Source organism: Sphingobium sp. RC1 (genome assembly GCF_059738765.1).
Genome location: NZ_AP027307.1, coordinates 1 through 24,099 on the forward strand (window position 1 = coordinate 1; position 24,099 = coordinate 24,099).

Genomic DNA, 24,099 nt, shown 5'->3' on the forward strand with positions numbered 1-24,099 from the left:
GCGAAGACCGAAGAAAATTTGGCGGGCCAAAAGATGGATCATAACTTCACCATCCCACCCCACTGTCCGAAGCGGTCTTAGCACCGACCAACAATGATCTCGCGAGGCTGAGCGACAGTTGGCCCCTCCAAAAGATCTGCCGCCAAACCCAAGCATATCAGCTTCATTCGTCCAGTATCAGCCATCCGATCTGTTCCGAAACGACGAACGCCGCAGCGCGTTCCTGAAGTCCCGAACTGGAGGGATGAAAAGGGCGTTCCCGATATCCCGTAGAAGTCTTGAGCAAGTGGCGGGGCTGTTCCTGAAATCCCGTGGACGACTGCTGCAACCAAACAAACTCACGGATTGGGCGAACATTGATGCGAAGCCAACGGCACATCCATAAAAGTCGCGATCGCAGTTCGTCATGAAAGTGCCCCCGTTCCCGAAGTCCCGTAAGTGGACAGCAGTGTTTCGCGGTTTTTGGATGGCACATGGGGGATAACAGCCAGGATAGGCCTTCCGAAAGATGCAAACCGTGTATAAGTCACGGAAAACCATGGCATAATCCTCCAGTAAAACGTGTTTTACCAGACAACGCCGCGGATCCTCGCCGGATGGCCCTCACGGGACTTTAGGAACGGCTGTCGGGACTTCAGGAACCGAATCACGGGAGAATAGGAACGCTGCTTCCGGGACTTCAGGAACGATCAGGCGGGACTTCAGGAACGGGTCTTTCTCCACGACTCGCGCTGACTCCACGATTCGCACTGTAGCCATCGACTGCTTAACTTCTTATAGATTCTCTAAACCTCTAAGATGCGCCTGAGGGCGCCTATCTTATGGAATTTTGTAGATATAATGGGCCCAACAAACAGCTGTGGAAAGGGAGGAACCTAGGTGCCTGACCCTCGGGCGAGATCCCTTGGTGGGCAAGCATAAGTTTACCAACCACACCTGCTGCAACACCACGCCTATTCTAGGCCTCCTGTTTGATTACCGTCTAGCTGGCGTCCGCCACATGAACGAAATCGAATGCCGATGTGCAGTGTGGATTTCTAGGGAAGGCACGCGCACACGTCTTCCGGATTGTCCGCGATGCGCCATCGTGGACACGGCAAGGAGACCACGCCGCTGACCGCGATCATATAGCTACGAAAGCTTGCCTGACCCGTCCGCTCGACAAGCAGCCCTATGGCCTCGGCAGTGGTCCGCAGCTTGATCGCGCCGGCCGACGTCAGCCCGAACTGCTTAGCGACCTGGCTGCTGGTGATGGCGGGACGCGCCATGGCGAAGAAGATCAACTCCTTCAATCTGCCCGTCCGTCGCCGATCGCGGATATGACCGGCGGCGCGGTGGCGTAGGCGCGTAATCGGAGCCCAGTTCGAGGTGCGCGTTGGCGCCGGCCAGGATGGCACCGAGCCAGAGATGATCAAGCTCGGCGCCCTGGGCGATCTTCCATCGGCCACCCGCCAGTTAAGACCCAGCGCTGTCAGTCCGCCGTGGGACCCTTTCCAGCGTCCGGGACCCCAGCGATCGCCGATCAGCAAGCTGGCGACGGCATCGCCGCGGGCGAGGGGAGCAAGCTGGCGCCACAGCGCGGCGATCCGGCCGGCGTGGAGCAGGGGAGGGGAGGGGGAAATAGCTTGGCATGCCTGCTCCAGGCCTCGATCGCGGGAACCAGCTCCCAAACCGCACGACGGCTCGGGACACGTTCCTCATGCCGATCGCCGTCGGCGCCGAGCCAGGCCAGCAGGGCGGTGGGATCGGCCATCAGCGCTTCCAGGCTGATGGACGTGCCGATGGCGTGCTTCCAATGGGTCAGGTCATAGGCACCCGTCACGACCCGTCCCCGCGCATCGACCGTCACCGCCTCGTCAGGCAGTTCATAGGCATCGATTGCGGCGAGCGCCTGCCGTTCGGCCAGCGCCATTCGGGCTTCCCACGGCCCCCGAACCGAGACGGTTCCGCCGCGCTATCGGGCGACGCTGGTTCGCAACCGCTTCCATTATGCGCCGGCGCGCCATCTGCTTGTGGCAGCCGTTCACAGCAAGGAGGGGCTGGTAGCCGGGCAGTGGGAGCAGATTTTCCGCTTCGCGACGCGGCCCGCGCGCGTCGCGTCCCCATCCGGGTGCGCCGCGGGGTCCGAGCCAAATTAGCGGACCTGGTGACGGCGATCGCAAGGATCGGCTTGCGGCAGCTTGAGGGCCAGCGACGGATGCTGGACGCGGTCAGCAAGCAATTGGAGCGGGCCAGGTGGGACTACGCTTTTGTGTATGCGCGCAATATGGTGCGCAAGTCGCGCGTGGCGCTGGCGCGCGAGGTGCGGATCCGTCGTGCGGCTGCCAGTGTCGGCGCAGGGACCTTGACGCAGACCTGCTTGCGAGGTTTCCAAGAGGCGCTGTTCTATCTCAAGGAATCCGGGGTGGCGGACGATGTGACTTTGGTCCGGCGTTGCGATGGTGATCCTTGGAAAGGTTGCTACGATGACGTTGATCTTTTGCGGTCGCGGCTCATCGAGCGTTTTGCTGATCCTGTCTTTCGTATCCCGCTCGATTTGCGCAGGTAATGCACTGGTACTGGCCGGAAATGGGCCATTAGCCGCTATTTTGCCCTCAGAAGCCCGTAGAGCGCATTAACGGCCTATCGGCACCCACACCTATCCGAGGCGCGGTTTTCGCGCTCCAAGTGGCCTTTGCGGGTACCTTTCTTTTCTCGTTCAAAATCAATACCTTGCTGGCATTTTCAGGCCGATCGTCGCGGTGCCTGCCTAAATAGCCGGTCCAGCGCGTCAAATTTCTCTTTCACCGGGCGTGTCGCCGATGCGACGCTCGCATTGCTGTGCGATCGACCGGGTCATTGCCTCGATGAATCCGAGCGGGCCAGCAGGCGATCGATATCGGCCATAGCCGAGTCATGTTCGGCATAAGGGTTATCGGGCACGTCTTCATGCTCTGTCGGCGTGACGATGGGCGCACGCCGGGGCGGCAGGGCGCGGACGACCGTCTGGTGGCGGTGCAGGCTTGTTTCCGCCAAACCCGCTTGGACGAGGGTGGCCACGAGATCGCGTACGCCATTTTTCGAGACGGCGAGGGCCTGCTCGATCTGGAGCGGGCGCAGCGGCCCAAGGCTGGCGAGCAGCCGGTACAGCAGTGGGGCGCGCGAGGTCGAGCGCAGGCCGGATAGGGGGTGCTGCATGTCCTGCACACACGCATGGGCCGCATCCAGCTGATCGCTCAGCCGCTGCGCGGCTTGCCCGGCGGCCTCGGCGACGAGGATCGCGCGCTCACGGGGCCACAACTCGGGCCGCAGCGCTTCCGCGCGCACGGATCCGGGCAAGGGGAGGGGGCGGGAGCCTGGGTTGCTTCGCGCGATCAGCGGGCCGGCCATGAGATCCAGGGCCCACAGCGGCGCTCCGGCCCTTGTCTGTTCGAACACCATCGGTCCAGAGGGCAGGGAAAGCAATTGGCGGTTCCGCTCGGCGGGCGCGAAATGCGGCGAGTCTGCGGCCGCCGCATGCAGATGATCGAGCGCGGCGAGCGGCCAGTCGCCTTCGGTGGGCGGGGTAAGGGGCTCGGCCAACCCGGCTGCCTCGGCGACAGCGAAGGCGGGCAGGATTTCGGCGGCTTCGGCCCGGTCGGTCCGGTCGAAGCGCGCCGCGGCGCGGATCTGCGCGGCCGCTTGCGCCAGTGGCGTCCATGCAGACAAAGAGAGCTCGGACAGCAGCGTTTCGGCCACGAGCGACGCGGGTGCTGCGATTGAGGCTGTCGTGTCAGGCGCCGGCTCAAGGCCGGAAAACCACGCTGAAAACCAGTCCCCGGTGCCGGAAAAGCCAGAGTGCGCGAGGGAGTCGATTAGCAGCAGGCGGATCAGCGCGGCGCAAAAAGCATGCGCCACGGGGGCGGGCACATGGGCCAACCGACCTTGAAGGAGGCCCCAGGCCAGCGCGGCGCACACCCGCGCCGCCATGAGCGCGTCGAGGGGCGCGTCTTCGTCCGACTGGAGCGGATGCATGGCGGTCGATGGCGCTGAAAGGTCCTGCATCTCCAAGGTCTAGTTAAATTGATTTAACTGCACCAGCCCTAGCGCGCCATTTTTCGAACTATCGATAATAGAAATTTATCGATAGTGACATCGATATTTTCGCTGCTATGCTCCCGCCATGCGTGTCGTTTTCCCAATAAGACCGGACTCCGCGCTGTCCGCGGTTTTAGGCAGGTCACTTTTCCCAATAACCCCGGATTCTGAGCCAACAGCCAGACGGAACGGCGAAAGGGCGCTGACTCGCACGGATCGCCAGCGCAGTCTTGCGTCCGCGCAGGCCGGGAATATGCTCGAAACGACACCATGAGCGCAAAATCAGCCTTGCGAAAGCGGACGCAGACACAGCACCTTCCTGCGCCAAAAGCCGCGGTCTCCGCGGAGATTGTGACGGTCCTGGCACCGGGCGAGGCCAGACTGCCGCACCGGCGGTCCGGTTCCGCGCAGGATCGCGAAGCCCAACTCGTCGCCTTGCTCCAGGAGCTGACGGGCGAAGACACTGCCCTGGACGCGCTCGCCTTCCGGAAGAGTCTGGAGGCGCGGGCACGCGCCAGCATCAAGGCGCTCGCGGTCGATCTCGACTGCTACGCGCGCTTTTCGGAGAAACAGGGTGGGATTGGCTTGCCTGCCAGCGAAACGCGGCTCGTGGCCTATGTCGAGTATTGCGAGGCGCGTCGGCTCAAGCCTGCGACCGTTTCCCGGCGCCTGTCCTCGCTGGCGGTGGCCCATCACTTCCTGGGCATTCCCAACCGCGTGGGCGCGGGTGTGGTTCGCGATGCGCTGCGTGGCCTGCGGCGCCGGGTCGGGGTCAGCCAGCGCCAGGCCGGTCCCTTGCGCTTCGGTGAAGGCATCGGGCGCGAGGCGGTCAAGGGGTTCACGCTGTCGGTCCTGCTCGAAGCATGCTCGGGCGATGTCGTCGGGCTGCGCGACGCGGCCCTCCTGTCGCTGGGCTATGATGCGGGTCTACGCGTGTCGGAGCTGGCGGCGGTGGAATTCGACCGGATCGAGCCTCAGGACGACGGTTCCGGTTTACTCCAATTAGCGCGTTCGAAAACCGACCAGGAGGGGCAGGGGGCCTTTGTGTGGCTCTCGCCCGATACGATGCGGCGCGTGAGCCTATGGATAGAGGCTGCCTCGATCCGTACGGGCGTCCTGTTCCGCAGGGTGGCGGTGACCCGGACCAAGGCGCGTGAAGCGCGGCGCGAGCGCACCATCGGCGATCTTGCCCTGCACGCGCTCGTCGATCGCGAGCGCATGGCGGCCCAGCCCGCGCGTTCGGCGACCGCGACCTACAAAATTGGCGAGGACGCGCTCACACCCGCCGCCGTGCGGCTGATCATCAAGCGGACCGCGCTGGCCGCGGCCGATCAGGGTCTCGTCGATCTCATGGGCGCGAATCTGGCCCAAGCAGTCAAGGCGCTCAGTACGCATTCGCTGCGGGTCGGCCTGACCCAGGACCTGTTTGCCCATGGCGAGGATGCGGGGCCGATCGCGCAGGCGTTGCGCTGGACCTCCACCGCGACCGCGCTGCGATACGGTCGCAAGCTTGCGCCCTCCTCGAACGCGGCCGCCCAGATGCTGAAAGGTGTGAGAAAATGATGCCGTTGCGACGAAATCTGTCAGTCAGACGAAAGGGCCATTGGGCACCCGATGCAGTCTTCTTTGTCCGTTCACACAAGGGCGACCAGGAAGGGGAGGGGGCGACCGCTTTTCTGTCGATGCGCAGCGTGCTGGCGATTGAGGCGTGGATTGCGGCAATGGCCGAGCTGCTCAAAGTTCCTGATATGTCGGAGGGGCCGCTGTTTCGGCGGCTGTTCGTCAAGCGTCTGCCCCCGGTTGACCCCACGGTCGTCAAAGCCGCAGCGCGGCGCCATGCGGCGGCGCTACATCTCGGGCTGCAGCGCCTGCTGCCCGACGCTGTGGTTCCGAGGCGCTGGGGCCGCGATCCGCTGACGGTGGTGACGCTCGGGACAACGGCACTGCGACCGCAGGCGGTGAGTGCAATTTTTAAGGCGCGGGTGCAAGGCGCGTGGGAGAAAGGTTTGCTTCCCGATCTTACCGCCGAAGAGGTGGCAGAGTGGGTCAAGGGGGGGGCCACGGAACCAAGAAGCAAAAAGTGCCGCTAAGCAACGCACTGATTTCTTTTGGGAAAAAGCAGGATACGGCGCTAAGTGACTGATATGATTGGGGCGTGAGGTTTCTCGACCTTTCCCGCCGGGTCTGTACCCTTCTTACAGGGAGGGCCGAGTCGTGGATGCGCCGTTTCGACAATATCTTGGATGGGAGCGGTTCCCAGACCTGACTGCTCACGAAATTGCCGGTTGTTTCACTCTCTCCGATCTTGCGCGGAGAGCGGTCCTACGCCGACGACGCGCGCTCAATCGCCTTGGCGTCGCGTTACAGATAGGTTTTCTGCGGCTCACCGGAGCCCCGCTCAATTCCTTCGAGATCATCCCGCCACGGATCTTGGCCCACCTCGGCAACGAACTCGGCCTCCCCGCGCCCCGCCTTGCTTCCATCCGCGCCCTGTACCGCCGCCGGCGCACATTATTCGAACATCAGGCGGCGGCGAAGGAGGTCCTGGAATTACTCAATCTGACCGAACACGCGGAACGAGCACTCAATGGCTTTCTTCGGCGAGAAGCGGGCGAGAAATTCTCGCTGGAAGAACTGGAACAAGCCGCTCGCGCCTGGCTGGTGGAACATGACTATATCCAATTGCCCGGACGCCGACCGAGAAGTTTGGCAGTGGCGGCACGTCGTCATTGTGATGAAGTGCTCCTCACTCGCGCCGTGAGCGCGGTCGGCCTGGAACAGACAAAGGTCTGGCAAAGTGAGCTGTCGCAGACGATGGAAAACGGCAAGACTCGTCTCTGGAATGGTTACGGGATGGGCCTACGAGCCGAAAAACGAAAGGCCTCGCAGACCATATCGCCAAGATCGATTTGCTGAAGAAGCTGGGTGCCGAAAAGCTCAATCTAGGCTTGGCGACCGGAATGCTGAAGGCTCAAGCCCGTTCAATGCTTTATCGCAAGTCCTCCACTATTTTGCGAATGCGAGGCGAACGCAAGAGCCTTGAGATCGCCTGCTTTCTACGTCTGCAGCTGCTCCGTCTCACCGATAATGGCCTCACCATGATCGACTATCGGATTGCCAACCTCTGGCGCCAAGCCAAATCGCGCGCCGAGGCGACGGTCGAGGATGAGCTCCGCCGTCATCAAGCTCTGGTCTTGCAGCTCAACAGCCTTCTTGAAGATCAGAATCTGTCAGATGCCTCTGCTCGCGAGCAAATGCACGCAAGTTTGTCGCCGTTCCTTCCGACCGGGATTCATGGTCCGGCCACGAAGGTCGACCGTATTCGACGGGAATTGGCCACCGCGGGCAAGGCTACGAGGGAACTGCTAAACGCTGCGACGTCGATTAGTCTCAATGTTCCGCCTGCCCATCCGCTTGAACAAACGTTGGCAATTGTGGGTCGAGTAGCCCACGCGGAAAAGCCGCGCTTACCCGAAGGCACGCCCAATCCGTTTGGTCGGACATGGGCTTTTCTGATCGATCAACCCGATCGCGAGGCCGCGTTCAAGGCGTACCGGGCCGCAACGCTGATGCGTCGCATTGAAGCCGAAGGTCGATTACCAGCGGCGAACCGCGTCATTCTGGATCATTTTAGAAACTTGCCGGTCACCGGCCTGTGGGGTGGCGGAACTCAAGCATCGGCTGACATGATGAGCCTTGATGCATCCCGTCGTCTTTGGAATGCTCGGCATGACCCGCGGCGTCGCACGCCTGCGATCGGAACCTATACCCACGTGCTCGATCAATGGGCTATCCTGCATGATCAGGCCGTGGTGCTGAACCGACGACAAGCCGGGGCTGCTATCGAGGGAGCGCTTCGCCATGAAGCCGTTGATCTTCACCGCCTCGCTGTCGACACCCATGGTCACACCCATTTCGGGATGGCGTTGGCCAAACTGGTCGGATTTGATCTAGCGCCAAGGTTGGCTCGCCTGCACAAACGCAAGCTATACCTTCCCCGAGGCATCGATGTCCCTGTCAGCCTGCGTTCCGTCGTCAGCGAGACGGTTTCAATTCGGGCAATAACCCGAGGATGGGATGCGCTTCTTCGCATTACGGCCTCGACCAAGAACGGGTGGTGTTCGGCAACATATGTGCTGGATCGTTTTGGCAGTGCAGCTCGAGGTGACGAAGCCTTTCAGGCAGGTGGTGCCTTCGGCAGGCTTCTCCTCACCCGCTTTCTTGGCACCCACCTCGGCAATCCTGCCTTCCGGGCCATGAACGATGCACTCCTTAGCCAGGGCGAGTCTGTCCACACCCTGCAAAGGGCAATTTATTCTGGTCCAATTGGTCCTGGCCACGGACGAACGCCCGAGCAAATGGCGACGATATCGTCATCGCTGACGCTGCTGACCAATGTCATTATGACGTGGAACGCAAATCGGATCGGCGAAGTCAGTGCGCAAATGCCGGAGATGTTTCCCGATCACCAAATTAGACGGATTGCTCCCAATGCGCACGAGCACATCAACACCAAAGCCAGTTCGACGGGTTGAAGTTCTCAGCGGGATGGCCGGACGACGGCGTGCCTGGACGCTGGAGCAGAAGCTGGCGCTGGTTGCGGAGATGGAGCGTTGCGACAATGTCGCTGCCTTTGCACGCGAGCGGGATGTCAGCACTGCGCTGCTATACACATGGCGGCGGGAGCTGCGTTACGCGGTAGAGGCCAGCAAGATTCCGCCCCGTCACGAGCCGATGTTCGTGCCCGTGGTTGGCGAGACATCGCCGCCGGGTTCGCACGATGGGGTTGTAGAGGTCGAGGTCAGTGGTGCCGTTGTCCGGATCGGGCAAGCGGCCCGGACCGATCTGGTGGTAGCCGTTATCCAAGCTCTGCAGGGCCCAGGAATTGATGGTGATCGATGATCGGGATAGGGCCTGGTACGCGGGTGATGGTGGCGACGCGCCCGGTAGATTTTCGCAAGGGTGCAGATTCGCTTGCGGCGCTGGTTGGTGCTGAGTACGGCGGTGATCCTTATTCGGGCGTGATCTACGTGTTCCGGGCGAAGCGCGCCGACCGGATCAAGCTGGTCTGGTGGGACGGCACCGGCCTGTGCCTGATGGCCAAGAGGCTGGAGTCCGGCGGTTTCAAGTGGCCCGGCATCCAGGACGGCGTGATGCGTCTTACGGCGGCGCAACTGGGCGCTCTGCTGGAAGGTCTGGACTGGCGCCGAGTGCATGGCGGGCGGCGCCCGATTGCTCCGCAGATTGCCGGTTGACGGGGCTTTCGTCTGCTGATTCACTGCCCTCATGCTTATGGAAGCGGACCTTCCCAACGACGTCGAAGCGCTCCGTGCGCTCGTCCTCGAACAGGCCCGCGAGCTTGATGCTCTCAAGGTTTTCCAGGCCGAGGTCGAGCGCCTGAAGGCCATCATCGATGCCTTGCAACGCCACCGTTTCGGCCGCCGTTCCGAACAGCTCGATCCCGACCAGTTCGAGCTCTCCCTGGAAGAAGTCGAGACAGCATTAGCTCAGGCCGAGCAGGCCCGCGACAAGGCGAAGCGGACACCGGCGGATCGGCCGCGCAAGACCAACCGCGGATCACTGCCTTCCCATCTCGAACGGATCGAACAGGTTGTCGATCTCGAGGACAAGGTTTGCCCTTGCTGCGAGGGTTCACTCCACCAGATCGGCGAGGATGTGGCCGAGCGTCTCGATGTCGTGCCCACCACCTTTCGCGTGCTCGTCACGCGCCGTCCGCGCTACGGCTGCCGTTCGTGCGAGAGTGCCATTGTGCAGGCCCCGGCGCCGGCACGGATCGTCGAGGGCGGCATTCCTACCGAAGCGCTGATCGCGCAGGTGCTGGTCGCCAAGTACGCTGATCACCTGCCGTTGTACCGACAGGCACAGATTTACGCCCGCCAAGGCATCCAGCTTGATCGCTCGACGCTGGCCGACTGGGTGGGACGGGCGGCTTGGTACCTGCGCCCACTGCGCGACCATATCCTGGAGCGATTGCGGCGATCCGAGCGGCTGTTCGCCGACGAGACCACCGCACCAGTGCTTGATCCCGGTCGAGGGCGGACCAAAACCGGGCAATTATGGGCCTATGCTTGCGATGATCGCCCGTGGAGCGGCGATGATCCGCCGATGGTTGCCTATGTCTATGCTGCCGATCGCAAGAGCGAGCGGGCGGAAACGCACCTGGGCGACTTCGTCGGCATCCTGCAGGTCGATGGCTATGGTGGCTACGCCGCGCTCGCCCGGCGGCGCAACCAGATCCACCTCGCCTTTTGCTGGGCCCATGTGCGCCGCAAATTCTACGAACTGGCCGACAGCTCGCCAGTCGCCACCGAAGTGCTGCGCCGGATCGCCCAGCTCTATGCCATTGAGGACGAGGTACGAGGGCTGCCTGCCGAACAGCGCCGGTTGATCCGCAGTGGACGCAGTCGCATCATCGTCGATGACCTCCACCAATACCTCGGTGCGCGGAACCGCCAGGTAAGCGCCAAGAGCAAGCTCGGCGAGGCAATCCGATACGCGCTCACCCGTTGGGATGGCCTCTCCCGCTTCCTCGATGATGGCCGCATCGATCTCGATAGCAACACCGTCGAGCGATCAATCAGGCCGCTTGCCATCTCGCAGACATTCTGCCCATGTCGGGCACGACGTTGTCGTCTGGTATCGGTGGCATCCCTATTTCGAGCGCACGGTTCGGTGCGAGTATACCGAGGAACGGGCGAACGGCAGAGTCGCCCACATTGTGGTGAGCCCCGGCGAAGTCATCGTAGTTCCGGCTTGGATGTTGGATCGCGAGGTGTGCGATGCGTTCAGCTTGGGTAGCCCTCAGGTTGCCGTAGATGCGTTGACCGATCTCCATAGCCTCTTGATCGACGCGGACCTTCGTAATGCCCTGCTGAGCGGTTTGAACGCTCAGGAGGTAAACGATGAAGACCTTGCCCCCACCAACGCGGCTGCCGGCGCTGCGCCAGTTGATCATGCCGCTCGACACCAGAAGCCTGGACGGTCTGACGAGAGCCCAGCGCGTCGTCGTGGTGGCAAGCCTAGCCAAGTTGTTGATGGCGGCCGCAGGCGTCTCGGACGAGGAGACGACCAATGACGGGCGGTAATCTCCTTCCGATGGCCCTGCTGAGGCGCAAGGCAGTTGTTTACGTCAGGCAGTCGACGCCCCAGCAGGTCAACGGGAACCTGGAGAGTCAGCGTCGCCAGTATGAACTCGTCGATGTTGCGCGCCGCTGGGGATTTCGTGATGTCGAGGTGATCGATGAGGATCTTGGACGCAGCGCGAGCGGTGCAGTGGATCGCCCCGGCTTTGAGCGTCTGGTGGAGGATCTGTGCACGGGTCGCGTCGGCGCCGTATTGTGCCTTGAGGCCTCTCGCCTTTCCCGCAACGGACCCGACTGGCACCGGCTTCTCGAGCTTTGCGGCCAGGTCGATGCTCGTGTCATCGACATCGATGGGGTCTACGATCCGGCCAAGCCGAACGACCGGCTGCTGCTCGGCATGAAGGGCAGTATCAGCGAGTTCGAGCTTTCTGTAATCCGTGCCCGTATGTACGAAGCTGCACGGCAAAAGGCTCAGCGCGGCGAACTGCGCATCAGCGTTCCGATCGGCTACATCTGGCATCGCGACTACGGTCTGAGTTTTGACCCCGACATTCGAGTTCAGGAGGCCATCAGGCACATATTCGCGCGGTTCCGCGAGATAGGTAGCGCCCGCCAGGTGCTCATCGCGCTGACCGCCGAAGGTATGCATTTCCCGCGCCCATCGGACGGCAAGATGATGGTCTCCTTTGATTGGGTTCCGATCCGTTATCGCAATGTAATTAGCGTGCTCAAGAACCCGTTCTACGCCGGTGCCTACGCCTATGGCAAAACCGAGAAGCGCACCCAGATCGTCGATGGTCGAGTGCGCAAGAGCTATGGGCATCGCAAGTCGTACGACGATTGGGGCATCATGCTCAGGGAGCATCATGACAGCTATGTCAGCTGGGATGAGTTTGAGCGGAACCAAAGGGTCCTGGCGACCAACGCCTACGGCAAGGCCGGCGGCATAAAGTCCGGCCGCGGTGGCAAGGCTTTCCTCGCAGGCATGCTCACTTGTGGTCATTGTGGCCGCCGCCTGTGCGTCGTTTATGTCGGCCGCCGCATCGGCTATCATATCTACCGCTGCGACCGCTCGAACCTCATGCTGGCCCGGCCCCGATGCATGACCACCAATGGCGCTCGAACGGATGTGGCAGTTATGGAGGAACTGCTGCGCGCCGTGGAGCCCTTGGCGATCGACGCGGCATTGGAGGCAGAGCGTATGCATCTTGAAGGCGAAGCGCAGAGGCGACAGCTGGTCGAGCTGGATTTGCAGCAAGCCCGCTATGAAGCCTCGCTTGCTGAGCGACGCTATGCCGCCTGCGATCCCGATAACCGGTTGATCGCCGCTCAGCTGGAGAAAAGCTGGGAAGCGACGCTGCGCCGTGTCGAGGCCTGCGAGGTGCGGCTTAACGAACGACAAGTGCGCGATGACGCCGCCCTGCCGAATTTCGCCGGCTTGGCTCACGATCTCAAAGCGGCGTGGAATGCCCCCGATGTCGATATGCGGTTCCGGCAAAGGTTGTTGCGCGCGCTGGTGAAGGATATCGTCGCCACCGTCGAAAACGATGGGCAGGAAATCGAGCTTACCATTCACTGGCAAGGCGGGCAGCATTCCCAGGTTCGCATCCGCAAACCCAAGACCGGGGAACATACCAAGAGCACGCCCGAAGAAGCGATGGCAATCATTCGATCGATGGCGACGCGCTGGTCCGATGCCGATGTCGCCGCCACCCTCAACCGTATGGGCATGCGAACGGGTCAGGGCAAGACATGGACTGGGCATCGCGTCAGCTCGCTGCGCCGTGTGCATAAGATTGAAGGCTATCGTTCCGCCGGAACCACGGGTGGTGAATGGCTCACCATGTCGGAGGCGGCAGCCAAGTTCGGCGTCACAAACCACAAAATCCGCCGTGTCGTCGAAGCTGGCTTGCTCCCGACCGAGCAGGTTATGCCCGGCGCGCCGCATCAAATCCGCGCCGCGGACCTCGAAAAGCCCGAAATCCAAGCCGCGATCTCGCGAAAAGGCCCGTGTCGTACTCAGGATGAAAACCAAAAATCCCTGTTTTCCGCCATTTGAAGAGGAGCAGCACAATGAATCAGGCATCACGCTCAATCGGAAGAATGCCCTGTTCGCCGGCTCCGATGAAGGCGGCGACAACTGGGCGGTCATCGCCACGCTCATCGAGAACTGCAAGATATCCGGTATCAATCCGCACACCTGGCTGACCGAAACGCTCGGTAAGCTGGCTGCGGGTCATCCGGCCAGCGCCGTCGGCGAACTCATGCCATGGACCGCCGTGGCCTGAGAACACCGGTTACGGTAAGTCGAGTGCGGCGAAGGCATCGATTAAGGCAGCGGGGTCGCTCGACGCGCGAAGTTCGCGTTCGATCTTGCCTACCTCATCGACGATACAGATCGCTGTCTCTTCCAACGAAACATCCAGTCCGGCATAGTAGCGCATGGTTGCTCCTCCTTATGGTTGTGGCCGCTCAACACGGACCACGTCTTACCATTTTGCGAGGAGCAGCCACCCAAGCGATTCAGGGTCGGCCCCAATCACCCCATCTGATCTTAGAAGTTAAGGGGGGGTACACGCACTAATGCAGCGAGCTGGTTCATCCCCGACGCAGCGGACGCGATGAGGGCGCTTGCTGTCGAAGCTGTAAGCGTCGCCGGGCCCCAATATGCATCTCTCGCCATCGACGGTCAGTTCGAGAAAGCCGGATATAACGATCCCGCCTTCCTCGCCCTCATGAGTGAGGTTGATCTTCCCCGTATCGGCGCCGGGTTGGTAGGTTTCGGACAGGATTTGCAGCTGGCGCCCCACCAGGCTGGGTCCTACTTGACGTAAGGATACGGAGCCTTTGCCAATTTCCGTTAGTTCGGAGGCCTTGTAGAAAGTTCGGGGACGATCCGTCTCGTCCGTCGCGAAAAAGTCAGCTAAACTGACCGACATCGCATCAAGCACGCGCTTCAGAGCGCCGATCGATGGATTGGTGCCGTCCGATTCCATTAATGAGATGGTGGAATTGGTGATGCCGGCACGCTTGGCCAGCGCACGTTGAGAAATGCCAGCCTTCTCCCGCGCACGGCGTAGGCGCGATCCGATTTCCACTTCCGGCATCAAAACTACTCGTCCTGTTGCATATGTTTGATATATCGAACGTTTATCAGCGCATCCTATTGTAAATCAAGAACTTTCTGAAGGTCGGAAAACGTCTTGCGGGTTGCCTGAGTAAACGGTCAACATGTCGCTAAATTAGCGGATGATCAAATGAAGAGTCTTAATAACAGCGTTGCTCTTGATGCCTACTGGATGCCGTTTACTCCCAACAGGAAGTTCAAAGCGGCGCCTCGAATGCTGGTCGAAGCAACGGGGATGCACTATCGCAGCGACGACGGACGCGAGATTCTCGACGGGACGGCCGGCCTGTGGTGCGTCAACGCAGGACATGGCCGTACGGAGATCGCCTCAGCAGTCGCCGCCCAGTTGGAAAGCCTCGATTACGCACCAAGCTTTCAGCTGGGCCATCCTCTCGCCTTCCGCTTTGCAGAACGCCTCTCCGAAATCGCGCCCCCCGGTCTCGACCGGATATTCTTCACCGGATCGGGCTCGGAATCCGTGGACACGGCGCTCAAGATCGCGCTCGCCTATCAGCGCGCGATCGGCCAGGGCACGCGCACTCGGCTGGTCGGGCGTGAGCGTGGCTATCACGGCGTGGGCTTTGGCGGCATTTCGGTAGGCGGCCTTGTCAATAATCGTCGCGCCTTCTCCACCCTGCATGGCGTTGACCACATGCGGCACACTCACGATCCCAGCCGCAACCTGTTGTGCAAGGGCCCGCCCGAACATGGCGCCGAGTTGGCTGACGATCTTGAGCGTCTCGTCCAGCTGCATGGGGCGGATACTATCGCGGCCGTCATCGTAGAACCCGTCGCTGGCTCGACAGGGGTGCTGCTGCCGCCGCAGGGTTATTTGAAGCGGCTGCGCGAGATAGCGACGCGGCATGGCATCCTCCTCATTTTCGACGAAGTGATTACCGGCTTCGGCCGTCTTGGTAGTCCCTTCGCGGCCCAGCACTTCGATGTGGTCCCCGATATTATCACGACAGCGAAGGGGCTGACCAACGGCGCCATGCCAATGGGGGCCGTATTCACGTCGCGCGACGTGCATGATGCCCTGATGCAGGGGCCTGAAGCCGCGATCGAGCTTTTTCATGGGTACACCTATTCCGGTCACCCGGCTGCTTGCGCGGCGGGCCTTGCAAGCCTCGACATCTATCAGCGCGAAGGCCTTTTTAGCCGCGCTGCTGAGCTTGAAGAGCATTGGCAGCACAGCCTGCTGTCATTGCAGACCGCGCCGCACATTGCCGATATCCGGGCCATGGGCCTTATCGCGGCAATTGAACTTGCCCCTCGGCCAGATGATCCAGGATCACGCGGATTTGAAGCATTCGTGGACTGCTTCGAAAAGGGCCTTTTGGTCCGCGCAAATGGCGACACGATCGTGCTCTCACCCCCGCTTATTATCAGTCGTGACCAAATCGATAGTCTCACACAAACTTTGCTCGACGTACTTAAACGAACGGCTTGAGATCGTTCTGAAATTTGTTTCGCAGTTTTTTTGTTCTGAGAGGAAGTCGTTATGAATACTCATTCGTTTCTACGCCCAATCGCCGAGCCCCAACTCCTGGAGGGCGCGTTCAGCGAAGATCAACGGCAGCGGCTTTTTTCCGTTCTTCGCGAGCAAGGGCCATGGACCACTATCCTTTCGCAGGAATTCAGTTCCCCTGAAGAGGTGATTGGTGCGACATCCGGAACACTCCCCGAAGGCTTCGTTCCCACATGGGACATGTTTTTGAGCCCTGTTTTCCGCGCCTTTCTCGGACGGGGCTATGCAAGCCTTTACCCCGAAATCGAGGACTGTTTCTATCACAGCAAGTTTCTTGAACTGGCCCGTGGTTATTGGGGTGCCAAATATGCAGCCCCCAACCTAATGCTTTGCAACATTCAGGGTCCGGCCGGCGCAGGCGGCCCGCCACATGTTGATGGCGCCGATTATCGTGGTGTGAACATTCAGAACACCCCGTCCTGGCTGATCGGCCTCATGACCAAATCCGGGTTGTTCCGCCATTGGCAGGTAAAGAAAACGCAGGTGCTGACCTGGTATTATAAGGGGCAGATCGGCGGCGGCTTTACCTATTGGCCGGATGGCCCGGACGGGCAGCCCAAGCAGCTTTATGCCCCGATGTGGGGCCGCGCCGCGGTGGTCGAGAATGAGGTCATGTATCACGGCGCAAACGCTTGTGGGCCGGAACACATGCGCAAGCCGAAGGGCCTGGCCATCAATTCAGTAATCGCAGCAGACCCCAATTCGGACGGTTGGCAGGTTACGACCGATGGCAAGGTTGTTCAGCAATTACCAGCCGACGAAATCCGCCTTCTGTTCCATTGGGGCGCGGATATGTACATGGATCTAAATGAGATGACGGTCGCGCTCGATCATAGCGATGATCTATCGCATGAGCAGGTCTTCGACATCTTCCTTTCGGAACTACGTGCTCGCGGCATAGCGTTCAAGACGCCGAGCGATCCGCTCCACGACCCTGAATTCATCCAGTTCCTCACGAGCGTATTCGAGCCAGGGCCGCCCACGATCATGCCTGCAATATATGATCAGGCAGCGGCATAAGAGGGATATGCATCATTCTGGCAGAAGAAAAACCTAATAGATGATCGCTGGATGCGCGCCGCTCGCGCGTCATCATCTTCTGCCAGAACACATCACCTCGCCAATAATTGAACAAACCAAGACAAAAAACTTGGCAGACGATATCATTTTAAGAGGGAGGCTATAACATGGCTATATATACAAGGCTTCGCGTCGGCTTATTATGTTCAGCGACACTGTTACCGCTCGCCATTCCGCAGAATGTGCAGGCGCAGGTTCAGGATCGCTCAGCTACGGCGCTCGACGCTAGCAACTCCCCTTCTGATGATATCGTGGTGACCGCCCAGCGTCGCGACGAGCGCGCGCAAGACGTGCCTATCGCCATCACGGCCTTTTCTCCCGAGCGCCTTCAGCAGCAAGGCGTGACGGAAGCGCAAAACCTGCAAGCCACCGTTCCTTCGCTGGTAGTGGGCAATAATGGCAATCCCTCGCGTGAGGCGCAGAGCTTCACGATACGCGGCCAAGGCGCCACCTTCCAAGCCTCCCCCGGTGTGGTGGTGTACCTGAACGAAGTACCGCTGCCCGCTCCGATTTCTACCCCTCAACAGGGCGGACCGGGGAATTTCGTCGACCTGGAGAACGTGCAGGTTCTAAACGGGCCGCAGGGTACTTTGTTCGGACGTAACACCACAGGTGGCGCTGTTCTGCTCGTCCCGCACAAGCCGACCAATGATTTCGAAGGCTATGCTCAGGCGAAATTCGGTAACTACGACAACAAGCAACTGGAAGGCGCGATCAATGTGCCGGTCGTGGAGGACAAGGTTCTCCTGCGCGTCGCAGGCGCCTATCAGGACCGTGATGGCTACACCTATGACGTGGTCTGGGACAAGGATCGTGACAATACGCACTGGTATTCCGGACGCATCGGCCTGACGCTCAAGCCATTTGAAGGCTTTGAGAACTACACGATGGCCTACGGAGCCAAGTCGAGCAACAATGGCACCGGACTTGTCAACACTGGTTTCAACGTCGCAGCATTGTCGGATCCGTCACTCGGCTTTTGCTACGAAGGCCCGACAATCCCTGGACAAATCGCTTCATGTGACGTGTACCGTGCAGCCGCTGCCGATTCAGAAGCACGCGGGCCGCGAAAGACGGCGCATGGCGTGGATTCCTATCAAAAGACGAAGACCTGGGGCATCACCAACACTTCTTCGCTCAATCTGAACGACGAACTTACGCTCCGCAATATCGTGAGCTACCAGCGTTTCACCTCGAACTACAGTATCGATAGCGACGGCAGCGTCCTCCAACAGCAGGATGATGACCCACGCCGTTATCCCGCGCCGGGCCAGGCCACGCTGCCAGGCGATGGAACGCCGCTAATCTATGTTAACGCCACATCGGCCCGCGTTCCCAGAGATGATTTGAAAGTCTTCACCGAAGAACTGCAGTTGCAGGGCAATCTGTTCGACAATCAACTGACATTGACGACCGGGGCATTCCTCTACGATCAGCGTCCCGTCAGGGAGCAAGGCGCGGGCGCGATCGCCTTCTGCCCGGCTGCGTTCACCGGCTTCTGCCCAAGCTCTGACGCCAGGTTTTCGATCACCAACAGGTCAAAGGCACTCTACGCACAGGCAACGCTGGATTTCGGCTTGCTTGTACCGACCCTGGAAAATCTCAAGCTGACCGGTGGATATCGCCATACCTGGGATAAGGTAAGCGGGTCGGCCAATTTCTTCGGACCCAACCTCAATCCTACACCTCAGGCGCCTGGCGCCATTCTCTGCTCGGCCACGAACACCCCTGCAGTCGATCCAAGCGAATGCGAGTTCAACGCCGTCCTTAAGACCAATGCCCCTACCTGGACCATTGGGTTGGACTACCGGGCCTCTGACGCCTTGCTCCTCTACGCAAAGGTCAGCCGCGGCTACAAGGCGGGGGGCATCAATGCCAATGCCGTCTTCCCGACCACCCGAACATTCCCACCCGAATATGTCACATCCTATGAGGGCGGTTTCAAGTCGGACGTCCGGGTTGCGGGCATGCCACTTCGTTTGAACGCCACCTATTATTATCTAAAATACAAGGATATTCAGCGGGCCACGGGTGATTTCAATCCTGTGACGCAGGCAGCTGGCGCTCAAGTTCTGAAGGCCGACGCCCGCATCCAGGGCGTAGAGGCGGAAGCTTCGCTAAGGCCGTTCCCGGGCGTGGAAATCGGCGGCACATTCAGCTATACCGACGCCAAATACGAGCGTTACGAATATCAGCCGAATGTACCGGTGCAGGACTGTTCGGGCAACTTCATCAGCCCGCCCGGGACAGCCGACCTATCCTGTCTGCCGTTCCAGTATGTCGCGCCGTACATCTACAGCATTCATGCCTCGGCGGAGCAGTCTTTGGGTGGCAATCTTGGGACGATTTCTTTCTTTGCGATCTACTCACATACGTCCTCGCAGCATACTGAGGGTACCGTGGTGCCGCCGAACCAGCCCGGCGAAAAGCTGGAGCCCTTTGGTACGCTGAATCTCTCTCTCGACTGGAAGAAGATCGCAGGAAGCAACCTAGATATCGGCCTGTATGGTACGAACATCGCCAACAAACTCTATCGCGTATCAAACAGCAACGTCTTCCCCTCCGTTCTCTACTCCGCCACGCTTTATGGCGAGCCGCGTATGTATGGCGTTCGCGCGCGCTACTCATTCTAGTGATCGGCGGCAGGCGCAGAGAAAGACCTTAAAACTGAATAGCAAATTTGAACAATCCAGTCACGCAGAGGCAAATCGATGAGCGAAACGTCCCTATATTATGTCAAGCTGATGGTCGGCGATGCGGAAGCTTTGGCGCCCTTCTACCAGGAAGTGTTCGGGATGAAGGAAACCCGGCGCATTCACAAGCCCGAACATGTGCGGCCTCATTTGGAGATTTACCTGTCGGCATCTTCGGCGGAGCAGCTGTGCCTGATGGAATATATCAACAAACCCGCGCCACAGCCTGGTGAAGTGCGAGTCGCCTTTACCGTTGGAAATGTGGACACGGTGGTGGCCGCTTCGCAGGCGAGAGGCGGCAGCATCATCCTGCCGGCCCAATCCATCGAAGAGCATAATTTCCGCTGGGCGACGATCGCAGACCCTGAAGGTCATGCAATCGAAGTCATGCAATTCGGTCTTTGATCATTCCGCACTACGCCGAGACATTCGGCTCTGACGAGGGAAAAACATGAGCAAGGCTTCCTTATATTATTTCAAGCTCACCGTAAGTGATTCAGAAGCACTAGCTGTTTTCTATGACAAGGTATTCGGTCTGAAAGAGGTTCGGCGCTTCGATGCGCTCGCACTTGATGATCCTCATCTGGAGATATTCCTGTCCACAGGCGAGGGCGACAATCAAATTGCCCTGCTGCATTATGTGAACAGGCCTGCCCCGACGCCCGGGGAAGCGACGATCGCCTTCATGGTCGAAGATGTGGATAGCGTCGTAGCTGCTGCACTGGCGGCGGGCGGCACCAGCGTCAGGGCGGCGGAAACGCTGGAAGAACATCAGTTCCGCTACGCCGTAATCGCCGATCCTGAAGGACATAGCATCGAGGTCATGCAATCGATGGCCTGACCAGGGTGCAGGAGGAAGCGGGGCATGGGTGTACGACATGCCCTGTCTTCCGTCTGAGACATGGCTGGTTTGCTGGACGGCGATCAATGGGCAAGCACGACGCCTGTTCAGGCACCACAGTTTAAAGCGTTGACTCGGGGCAGCCTACCTCCCGCAGGTTTCATGAAGGCGAACAGGAAATGGCGGAATTTGCTGCTATAGAAGAGCCGATGATGGGATTGCGCGGGCGCGCGGGGGCCATGCTGCTTCGGGCGACATTGGCACAGAATGTTGGAACGGGCTGCGCATTTGGTGGGCTCGGCGTGAGCGTCTTGGCATTCCAGGAACGGTTCCATGCCTCTATGGGCTGGGCTGCCATGGGTCTTTCGCTCACGGTCCTGACCATGACCGCACTTGGCCCTATGATGGCTCTTTTGCTGGCACGATGGGGACTTCGACGGGTCATGACAGTCGGGGTTCTGGTGTCTTTCACCGGCTATCTGCTGCTTGCCTTTGCCCCGAGCATAGCTGTTGCGCTGTTCGCATGCGCGGTATTCATTGGTCCCGGCGCGGCATTGTTCGCGGCGCTTCCTCCGGCGGTGCTGGCGGGCGGCTGGTTCCCACACGCCCGTGGTAGGGCGACGGGCATCGCCTATCTGCCTATCTTCAGCACGATCATCCCTGTCGTCGGCGTAGGCATCATGCAGCGATACGGCTTGGCGGGCCTCTATCTGTCACTGGCGGCGCTGCACCTCTTGCTATTGCCTTTGACGCTGAGCGTGGAGGAGCCGCCGCTGGATGCATCCGATGAGGCCGTTGTCGACGTGCCGGATGTCGAAGCCCGGCCCGGCGGCATTATGGGCACGGCGATATTCTGGGTCATCATGTTGGGATATGGGGTACTGAGCGGGATCTCAATCGCTGGCGCTGCCCATTTGCTGCCCGCGGTAGAGGAACATGGCGTCTCCGTGGAAATGGGGGCGGTCCTTCTTGCGATTTCGGGGGCAGCGAGTATCGCCGGTTCCTTGCTGGCCGGGATTGCATGTGATCGCTGGGGCTCTGCAAACACATTGGGGATCGCTGGACTCGGATTTTCGACTGGCTGGGGATTATTGGCAATGACTGGCTGGCTACCCGCTCTTACGGCATCCGCCTCTCTCATCGGCTTGGCCGGGGCAGCGATATTCCCGCCCATCAACGCCTTGTCGATTGAGGTGTTTGGGGTGGAGGCGCTGCCCAAAGTGCTTGGCTTGCTGGGCCTCTTCACCATCCCCTTCACTTTCGCCACGTCGCCGCTCGCGGGCTGGCTTCGGGATGTGTCGGGCAATTACCTCACCGTTTCGGCCGCTTTCGTCACCCTGTGCCTGGCGGGGGCGGCGGCCTTCTTCGCAATTGGCCGCCACCTCAGGGAAAAGGTCAGGGCTGAGCATATGTCGCATGCGTTGCAGTGATGCGGCCGCTTGCGTGAAACACATAAAAATACCGACTATAAGAATTGGAGCGAGCTCATGAGCGATGTGAAAATTACCATCCAGATATCCCCTGAAGCACTGAGAGAAAAATACCGTATCGAGCGCGACAAGCGTTTGCGTGCGGATGGTCCCAGTCAATATATCGATCCCAACGCAGTCTTCCGGGATTTCGACGCCGACCCTTATGTTGAACCCGGCTTTACGCGTTCCGCGATCGTGGAAGAGACGGAGGTCGCGGTCATCGGCGGCGGCTTTGGCGGACTGCTGACCGGGGCGCGGCTGCAGCAGCAGGGGATCAACGATTTCCGCATCATCGATCGCGCGGGCGACTTCGGCGGCACCTGGTATTGGAACCGCTATCCGGGTGCGGCCTGCGACATCGAAAGCTATATCTATCTGCCGCTTCTTGAGGAAACCGGCTATATCCCGACCGAGAAATACGCAAAGGCTGCGGAAATCTTCGCCTATTGCCAGCAGCTCGGCCGCCATTTCGACCTTTACGACCGCGCCTTGTTCCAGACGCAGGTGACGGAGGTTCGCTGGGACGACGCGCGCGCTCGCTGGCTGGTCCGCACCAATCATGACGACGTGTTGGCGGCGCGCTTCCTCGTTGTCGCGGGCGGGATCATGCACAAGGCCAAGCTGCCGGGCATTCCGGGGATCGAGACGTTCAAAGGGCACAGCTTCCACACCAGCCGCTGGGACTATCATTATACCGGCGGCAGTCCGACCGAGCCGATGGACCGGCTGAAGGACAAGCGCGTCGGCATCATCGGCACCGGCGCGACAGCGGTTCAGGCGGTGCCCAATCTGGCCCGCGACACGGAGCATCTCTACGTCTTCCAGCGCACCCCATCGGGGGTGGGGGAGCGGAATAACAAGCCGACCGATCCCGAATGGGTCAAATCGCTTCAGCCCGGATGGCAGCAGCGCCGGATCGAGAATTTCGAGACGCTGGTCAGCGGCCAGCCGGCGGATGAAGATCTGATCAATGACGGCTGGACCCAGATTTCAGGCGGTATCAATTTCGAAGGCGGTGCGGCGGACGATGATCAGTATGAGCTGAACGACTTCGCACGCATGGAAGCGATCCGCGCACGCATCGATGCAATCGTGCAGGATCCCGCGACGGCAGAAGCGCTGAAGCCCTGGTACAACACTATGTGCAAACGCCCGTGCTTCCATGACGAGTATCTGCAGAGTTTCAACCGCCCGAACGTCACACTGGTCGATACAAACGGCAAAGGCGTCGAGCAAATCAACGCCAACAGCGTAGTGGTGGACGGCGTCGATTATCCGGTCGATTGCCTGATCTACGCATCGGGCTTCGAGGTGTCGACCGGCTACACCCGCAGGCTCGGCTTTGAACTCTATGGCCGGAATGGGCTGGCACTGACGGATGCGTGGCGCGATGGGGCAGCGACCCTGCATGGCATGTATACGAAGGGATTCCCCAATCTCTTGATGTCCAGCCTCATCCAGGGCGGCACAGGCGTCAACGTTGTTCCGATACTCGATCAGGTCGCGATCCAGACCGCCTATACGATCAAGCGCATGGTCGATCAGGGCGCGCGGACGTTCGAACCGACCGAGCAGGCGCAGGAAAGCTGGCTCGGCGTGCTGTTCTCGCATCTCACGGGGAGCGCAAAATTTTCCACCGAATGCACGCCTGGCTTCTACAATAATGAAGGATCGATCGGTGATCCCAAAATGGCGCGCAACGCGCCCTACGCCGGGGGCACCATGAGCTATTTCGAAGAACTGACGAAATGGCGGGAGAAGGATCAGCTCGAAGGGCTGGAGATTTCTAAGCCATAGGCAGTGATGGTCAAACGGGTACGGCGTCGGTTCGGCTGGCAATCGACGCCTGAAATCATGGGCGATACAGTGATCCGCCGTAACCCGGCGGAGGATATTATCCTCACGATTGCCCGTTTATCAGAATGGCGACCGAAAGCGATTTCAGTGCGATCTCAAAGACCTGATACGAGCGCAAAAATCTGAAGCGGACTGTCTTTACGACGACGGCACGCGTTGAGGCAGGCAAGGTCTGGATCAACACCTATCGCGCGGTCAGCTTCATGGCACCTTCCGGTGGGGTGAAGCGCAGCGGCATCGGCCGCGAGAACGGGCAGGAAGCGATGGATGAATATCTCCAGACCAAAAGCGTCTGGATCGACCTTGGTTTGCCTGTTTCCAATCCCTTTGTCATTAGGTGAT

The 24,099-nt window shown here is 60.2% G+C and carries 21 protein-coding genes and 4 pseudogenes; 20 read left to right on the forward strand and 5 right to left on the reverse strand.

The genetic code is table 11. From position 1 onward, the window contains the following. Positions 1-1,037: 1,037 nt before the first annotated feature. Positions 1,038-1,292, reverse strand: coding sequence for a hypothetical protein (locus tag AC6JBC_RS13075; RefSeq protein ID WP_449470505.1), 255 nt, complete (start codon positions 1,290-1,292; stop codon positions 1,038-1,040). A 230-nt stretch (positions 1,293-1,522) separates the two neighbouring features. Beyond that, positions 1,523-1,912: a hypothetical protein gene (locus AC6JBC_RS13080; RefSeq protein WP_449470503.1), complete on the reverse strand. Its 390-nt coding sequence runs from the start codon at positions 1,910-1,912 to the stop codon at positions 1,523-1,525. A 234-nt stretch (positions 1,913-2,146) separates the two neighbouring features. On the opposite strand from AC6JBC_RS13080, the gene AC6JBC_RS13085 reads away from it, so the two are divergent. Then, positions 2,147-2,548 carry a hypothetical protein gene (locus tag AC6JBC_RS13085; protein ID WP_449470502.1) on the forward strand — a complete coding sequence of 134 codons (402 nt, stop codon included), beginning with the start codon at positions 2,147-2,149 and terminating at the stop codon, positions 2,546-2,548. A gap of 287 nt (positions 2,549-2,835) precedes the next feature. Here the strand turns inward: AC6JBC_RS13085 and AC6JBC_RS13090 are convergent, their stop codons facing one another. Continuing rightward, positions 2,836-4,029, reverse strand: a complete 1,194-nt coding sequence (locus AC6JBC_RS13090; protein ID WP_498026108.1) for a hypothetical protein — start codon at positions 4,027-4,029, stop codon at positions 2,836-2,838. Positions 4,030-4,326: 297 nt separating this feature from the next. Between AC6JBC_RS13090 and AC6JBC_RS13095 the strand changes: the two genes are divergently transcribed. The 10 genes and pseudogenes from AC6JBC_RS13095 to AC6JBC_RS13140 form a co-directional block, all read left to right on the forward strand. Beyond that, positions 4,327-5,619: a site-specific integrase gene (locus AC6JBC_RS13095; protein ID WP_460989874.1), complete on the forward strand. Its 1,293-nt coding sequence runs from the start codon at positions 4,327-4,329 to the stop codon at positions 5,617-5,619. Then, positions 5,616-6,146 carry a site-specific integrase gene (locus AC6JBC_RS13100; protein ID WP_449470496.1) on the forward strand — a complete coding sequence of 177 codons (531 nt, stop codon included), beginning with the start codon at positions 5,616-5,618 and terminating at the stop codon, positions 6,144-6,146. Before AC6JBC_RS13095 ends, AC6JBC_RS13100 begins: the two co-directional genes overlap by 4 nt. A gap of 124 nt (positions 6,147-6,270) precedes the next feature. Continuing rightward, positions 6,271-6,972, forward strand: coding sequence for a DUF4158 domain-containing protein (locus AC6JBC_RS13105; RefSeq protein WP_449470495.1), 702 nt, complete (start codon positions 6,271-6,273; stop codon positions 6,970-6,972). Continuing rightward, a complete protein-coding gene (locus AC6JBC_RS13110; RefSeq protein WP_449470493.1) occupies positions 6,966-8,591 on the forward strand; it encodes a Tn3 family transposase in 1,626 nt (541 codons plus the stop codon). Before AC6JBC_RS13105 ends, AC6JBC_RS13110 begins: the two co-directional genes overlap by 7 nt. Positions 8,592-8,604: 13 nt before the next feature. Beyond that, positions 8,605-8,958: a transposase gene (locus AC6JBC_RS13115; protein WP_460989613.1), complete on the forward strand. Its 354-nt coding sequence runs from the start codon at positions 8,605-8,607 to the stop codon at positions 8,956-8,958. Beyond that, on the forward strand, positions 8,955-9,311 hold the full coding sequence (gene tnpB / locus AC6JBC_RS13120; protein WP_449470443.1) for an IS66 family insertion sequence element accessory protein TnpB: 357 nt from the start codon (positions 8,955-8,957) through the stop codon (positions 9,309-9,311). The genes AC6JBC_RS13115 and tnpB overlap by 4 nt, the downstream gene beginning before the upstream one ends. 31 nt (positions 9,312-9,342) lie before the next feature. After that, positions 9,343-10,677 (forward strand): annotated as a pseudogene (gene tnpC / locus AC6JBC_RS13125) (IS66 family transposase); the annotation flags it as partial. 302 nt (positions 10,678-10,979) lie between these two features. Continuing rightward, positions 10,980-11,162 (forward strand): hypothetical protein, encoded by a 183-nt coding sequence (locus AC6JBC_RS13130; protein WP_087576147.1) that lies wholly within the window; start codon positions 10,980-10,982, stop codon positions 11,160-11,162. Continuing rightward, complete coding sequence (locus AC6JBC_RS13135) at positions 11,149-13,218, forward strand: recombinase family protein (protein ID WP_498023829.1); 2,070 nt, start codon at positions 11,149-11,151, stop codon at positions 13,216-13,218. The genes AC6JBC_RS13130 and AC6JBC_RS13135 overlap by 14 nt, the downstream gene beginning before the upstream one ends. A gap of 25 nt (positions 13,219-13,243) precedes the next feature. Then, positions 13,244-13,447 (forward strand): annotated as a pseudogene (locus AC6JBC_RS13140) (transposase domain-containing protein); the annotation flags it as partial. 12 nt (positions 13,448-13,459) lie between these two features. On the opposite strand, the pseudogene AC6JBC_RS13145 reads toward AC6JBC_RS13140, so the two are convergent. Both AC6JBC_RS13145 and AC6JBC_RS13150 read right to left on the reverse strand, forming a co-directional pair. Next, a pseudogene (locus AC6JBC_RS13145) lies at positions 13,460-13,603 on the reverse strand (IS110 family transposase); the annotation flags it as partial. A gap of 117 nt (positions 13,604-13,720) precedes the next feature. Then, entirely contained in the window at positions 13,721-14,266 is a 546-nt protein-coding gene (locus tag AC6JBC_RS13150; RefSeq protein WP_498026109.1) for a cupin domain-containing protein, read from the reverse strand. A gap of 150 nt (positions 14,267-14,416) precedes the next feature. Here AC6JBC_RS13150 and aptA point away from each other — a divergent pair, with 150 nt between their 5' ends. The 9 genes and pseudogenes from aptA to AC6JBC_RS13195 all read left to right on the forward strand — a co-directional run. Further along, the gene (gene aptA / locus AC6JBC_RS13155) at positions 14,417-15,736 is read left to right on the forward strand and encodes an omega-aminotransferase AptA (protein ID WP_460989875.1); all 1,320 of its coding nucleotides are present in this window, start codon (positions 14,417-14,419) and stop codon (positions 15,734-15,736) included. Positions 15,737-15,994: 258 nt separating this feature from the next. Next, positions 15,995-16,834 carry a hypothetical protein gene (locus AC6JBC_RS13160; RefSeq protein ID WP_498026110.1) on the forward strand — a complete coding sequence of 280 codons (840 nt, stop codon included), beginning with the start codon at positions 15,995-15,997 and terminating at the stop codon, positions 16,832-16,834. A 167-nt stretch (positions 16,835-17,001) separates the two neighbouring features. Continuing rightward, a complete protein-coding gene (locus AC6JBC_RS13165) occupies positions 17,002-19,527 on the forward strand; it encodes a TonB-dependent receptor (RefSeq protein WP_449470484.1) in 2,526 nt (841 codons plus the stop codon). Positions 19,528-19,605: 78 nt separating this feature from the next. Next, complete coding sequence (locus tag AC6JBC_RS13170) at positions 19,606-19,992, forward strand: VOC family protein (protein WP_449470482.1); 387 nt, start codon at positions 19,606-19,608, stop codon at positions 19,990-19,992. A gap of 46 nt (positions 19,993-20,038) precedes the next feature. Continuing rightward, positions 20,039-20,428 carry a VOC family protein gene (locus tag AC6JBC_RS13175; RefSeq protein ID WP_449470480.1) on the forward strand — a complete coding sequence of 130 codons (390 nt, stop codon included), beginning with the start codon at positions 20,039-20,041 and terminating at the stop codon, positions 20,426-20,428. 179 nt (positions 20,429-20,607) lie between these two features. Continuing rightward, positions 20,608-21,858 carry an MFS transporter gene (locus AC6JBC_RS13180; protein ID WP_449470479.1) on the forward strand — a complete coding sequence of 417 codons (1,251 nt, stop codon included), beginning with the start codon at positions 20,608-20,610 and terminating at the stop codon, positions 21,856-21,858. 57 nt (positions 21,859-21,915) lie between these two features. After that, entirely contained in the window at positions 21,916-23,697 is a 1,782-nt protein-coding gene (locus AC6JBC_RS13185; protein WP_460989876.1) for a flavin-containing monooxygenase, read from the forward strand. Between the two features lie 6 nt (positions 23,698-23,703). Continuing rightward, positions 23,704-23,883, forward strand: a complete 180-nt coding sequence (locus tag AC6JBC_RS13190; protein WP_460989877.1) for a hypothetical protein — start codon at positions 23,704-23,706, stop codon at positions 23,881-23,883. 2 nt (positions 23,884-23,885) lie between these two features. Continuing rightward, positions 23,886-24,098, forward strand: a pseudogene (locus AC6JBC_RS13195) (aldehyde dehydrogenase family protein); the annotation flags it as partial. Between the last annotated feature and the right edge of the window lies 1 nt (position 24,099).

Excerpts from the sequence above, each read along its gene's own strand:
- AC6JBC_RS13080 (WP_449470503.1), bottom strand. The coding sequence starts at position 1,912 with ATGGCGCTGGCCGAACGGCAGGCGCTCGCCGCAATCGATGCCTATGAA.
- AC6JBC_RS13095 (WP_460989874.1), top strand. The coding sequence starts at position 4,327 with ATGAGCGCAAAATCAGCCTTGCGAAAGCGGACGCAGACACAGCACCTT.
- AC6JBC_RS13100 (WP_449470496.1), top strand. The coding sequence starts at position 5,616 with ATGATGCCGTTGCGACGAAATCTGTCAGTCAGACGAAAGGGCCATTGG.
- AC6JBC_RS13115 (WP_460989613.1), top strand. The coding sequence starts at position 8,605 with ATGGCCGGACGACGGCGTGCCTGGACGCTGGAGCAGAAGCTGGCGCTG.
- tnpB (WP_449470443.1), top strand. The coding sequence starts at position 8,955 with ATGATCGGGATAGGGCCTGGTACGCGGGTGATGGTGGCGACGCGCCCG.
- AC6JBC_RS13130 (WP_087576147.1), top strand. The coding sequence starts at position 10,980 with ATGAAGACCTTGCCCCCACCAACGCGGCTGCCGGCGCTGCGCCAGTTG.
- AC6JBC_RS13135 (WP_498023829.1), top strand. The coding sequence starts at position 11,149 with ATGACGGGCGGTAATCTCCTTCCGATGGCCCTGCTGAGGCGCAAGGCA.
- AC6JBC_RS13150 (WP_498026109.1), bottom strand. The coding sequence starts at position 14,266 with ATGCCGGAAGTGGAAATCGGATCGCGCCTACGCCGTGCGCGGGAGAAG.
- aptA (WP_460989875.1), top strand. The coding sequence starts at position 14,417 with ATGAAGAGTCTTAATAACAGCGTTGCTCTTGATGCCTACTGGATGCCG.
- AC6JBC_RS13160 (WP_498026110.1), top strand. The coding sequence starts at position 15,995 with ATGTTTTTGAGCCCTGTTTTCCGCGCCTTTCTCGGACGGGGCTATGCA.
- AC6JBC_RS13165 (WP_449470484.1), top strand. The coding sequence starts at position 17,002 with ATGGCTATATATACAAGGCTTCGCGTCGGCTTATTATGTTCAGCGACA.
- AC6JBC_RS13170 (WP_449470482.1), top strand. The coding sequence starts at position 19,606 with ATGAGCGAAACGTCCCTATATTATGTCAAGCTGATGGTCGGCGATGCG.
- AC6JBC_RS13175 (WP_449470480.1), top strand. The coding sequence starts at position 20,039 with ATGAGCAAGGCTTCCTTATATTATTTCAAGCTCACCGTAAGTGATTCA.
- AC6JBC_RS13180 (WP_449470479.1), top strand. The coding sequence starts at position 20,608 with ATGGCGGAATTTGCTGCTATAGAAGAGCCGATGATGGGATTGCGCGGG.
- AC6JBC_RS13185 (WP_460989876.1), top strand. The coding sequence starts at position 21,916 with ATGAGCGATGTGAAAATTACCATCCAGATATCCCCTGAAGCACTGAGA.
- AC6JBC_RS13190 (WP_460989877.1), top strand. The coding sequence starts at position 23,704 with ATGGTCAAACGGGTACGGCGTCGGTTCGGCTGGCAATCGACGCCTGAA.